Below are 2,043 nucleotides of genomic sequence, written 5' to 3' on the forward strand. Positions count from 1 at the left end.
CAATACCCGGGCGGCCATCTATTCATTTGTTTACAATGTCGGCCCCGGCGCGTTCTCGCGTTCGACGATGCTGCGGAAGCTCAATGCCGGTGATATCGCCGGTGCCTGTGACGAAATGAAGCGCTGGACGTTTTCCGGTGGTAAGCAGTGGCAGGGTTTGATTAATCGGCGCGAAACGGAGAAAGCGATATGTCACGGAACCCTTTAACGCTGATCATCATTGCTATCATCCTGCTGACTACTGCTCTGCTGTCGGTTTGTTATCTGTATTCACTCCCGAATCACTGTAAGCCGATGCCGGGTAACTCGCTGGACGGCGTGATCCATTGTGAGTGTGAAGCGCCATGAACTGGAAAGAAGCGGTAATTGCTGCGTTGTTTATTGCTGCTGCATGGTGGGTATATGGCACTTACCGGGATAACCAGCAACTGAAGGTGAATAACACAACGTTGTCCGGACAGTTGTCAGCACAGCAGACGATAAACACCATTACGCTTTCAGCTGTTGCCATCAGACACCGCGCAGCACTCGACAACATCAAAGCCAAACGGGCCGAGGACACAGAGCATGTCAACGTTAAGACGGTTATCAAAACTGTTTTCAAAGACAGTGAATGCGCTGCTGCTCCTGTTCCCGCTGATGCTGTCAGTGAGTTGCGCAGATACGCGGCCGGAATTAATACCCGCGCCGGTGGTGCCGCTTCCGCCGCAACTGACCGCTGATTGTGAGCAGGTAGAGATACCGGATGATCTGACGTTCGGTGGTGCCGTAGAGCTGCTGGCTGATGCTATGAAATACATTGCCAACTGCAATCACGATAAACGGGCAATACGGGAGATTGAAGCGGAGAGGCAAAAAAAAGCCCCAGAATAAAGGGGCGCATATGGAATATTAGAGAAGTAGTTATTGTTATTTTCGTACTGAGTATACCCTCAGAACTTCCGTAATTTCAATGCGATTAAAAAATCAAAAAAAAGCCCTGTAAAACAGGGCGGTAAGGCAATTGAAGAAGAATATTTACTCTAACTACGATGTTCAATATACAGGCTGCTTCGCGTACTAATCAACAACACTTGATTATAAGGATTTCGAGGCTCGCTGTATTCAGGTTTTCGGCAAATCAGGGATGCATATGCAAATTATTTATCCTGCTGACTAACCACATAATTATACAGCAACACTTCAATAGACCGCCCTGCGGTCTATTTATTGCCTGTATTTTATAAAACTCCGCATACGTCGCTTACGAGTGGCGTTGATAGAGGTTTATGCAAGTCTGCCGCCATCATGTAGTATCGGGGTACATGCCACAACGGTGAGGAATTGTATGATTCTGCATAATGTGCTTAAAACTATATACATAGACAATGGCGACAATGATTTTTTGAAATATGAAATCATGGGGGAGCACGGTGGCGATGTAACAATAGCGATCGTATCAGCGGAAATTAAGTCAGTAGTTGGCGGAATAGAGTGTTATCTGTGGGCTAAAGTCGGAGAGCTAACATTTGAGTACCTTGATCCGCCAAAGAGAGGATCATTCCAGCAGACTGTAGCAATGGAATCTCCGCCGGGGAGAAGTATCAGCACCGTAATGCGGGAATGCAAAAAACACAGAGCTACCTGGCAAAGACCGTAACAAATACATAACCCGCTCCGGCGGGTTTTTTATTGGGGAAATCTATGCCACCACGTATACCACGCGCCTGTCGCAAGCGAGGCTGCGCAAAGACAACCACAGACCGCAGCGGATACTGCGAAGAACACCGCAATACAGGGTGGGAGAACCATCAGCAGGGCAAGAGCCGACACGAACGTGGCTACGGCACCAAATGGGACAGGCTGCGGCTGGTGGTTCTGAGCAGGGATAAGCACCTGTGCCAGCAATGCCTGCGTGAAGGACGGGCAACCGAAGCAGGGACAGTCGATCACATCACACCTAAAGCACATGGGGGAACCGATGCGGAAAGCAATCTGCAAAGCCTGTGCTGGCCATGTCACTACCGGAAGACCGCAACGGAGAGAACACGATGAAAAAGAAGC

5 protein-coding genes are annotated in these 2,043 nt (G+C 49.0%); all 5 read left to right on the forward strand.

Annotated features, from left to right (window positions below):
• The coding region (locus tag HMPREF3119_RS00335; protein WP_083297228.1) for a glycoside hydrolase family protein at positions 1-208 on the forward strand (208 nt) is incomplete at its 5' end.
• Complete coding sequence (locus tag HMPREF3119_RS19245; protein WP_168162267.1) at positions 190-348, forward strand: hypothetical protein; 159 nt, start codon at positions 190-192, stop codon at positions 346-348. The genes HMPREF3119_RS00335 and HMPREF3119_RS19245, both read left to right, overlap by 19 nt.
• Positions 345-722 (forward strand): hypothetical protein, encoded by a 378-nt coding sequence (locus tag HMPREF3119_RS00340; RefSeq protein ID WP_070577928.1) that lies wholly within the window; start codon positions 345-347, stop codon positions 720-722. The genes HMPREF3119_RS19245 and HMPREF3119_RS00340 overlap by 4 nt, the downstream gene beginning before the upstream one ends.
• Before the next feature lie 605 nt (positions 723-1,327).
• On the forward strand, positions 1,328-1,639 hold the full coding sequence (locus tag HMPREF3119_RS00350) for a hypothetical protein (RefSeq protein ID WP_046894974.1): 312 nt from the start codon (positions 1,328-1,330) through the stop codon (positions 1,637-1,639).
• 44 nt (positions 1,640-1,683) lie between these two features.
• Positions 1,684-2,034, forward strand: coding sequence for an HNH endonuclease (locus tag HMPREF3119_RS18570; protein WP_083297230.1), 351 nt, complete (start codon positions 1,684-1,686; stop codon positions 2,032-2,034).
• Positions 2,035-2,043 lie beyond the last annotated feature (9 nt).

It is taken from the genome of Morganella sp. HMSC11D09, from assembly GCF_001807955.1.
Classification (GTDB): Bacteria; Pseudomonadota; Gammaproteobacteria; order Enterobacterales; family Enterobacteriaceae; genus Morganella; species Morganella morganii.

Excerpts from the sequence above, each read along its gene's own strand:
- HMPREF3119_RS19245 (WP_168162267.1), top strand. The coding sequence starts at position 190 with ATGTCACGGAACCCTTTAACGCTGATCATCATTGCTATCATCCTGCTG.
- HMPREF3119_RS00340 (WP_070577928.1), top strand. The coding sequence starts at position 345 with ATGAACTGGAAAGAAGCGGTAATTGCTGCGTTGTTTATTGCTGCTGCA.
- HMPREF3119_RS00350 (WP_046894974.1), top strand. The coding sequence starts at position 1,328 with ATGATTCTGCATAATGTGCTTAAAACTATATACATAGACAATGGCGAC.
- HMPREF3119_RS18570 (WP_083297230.1), top strand. The coding sequence starts at position 1,684 with ATGCCACCACGTATACCACGCGCCTGTCGCAAGCGAGGCTGCGCAAAG.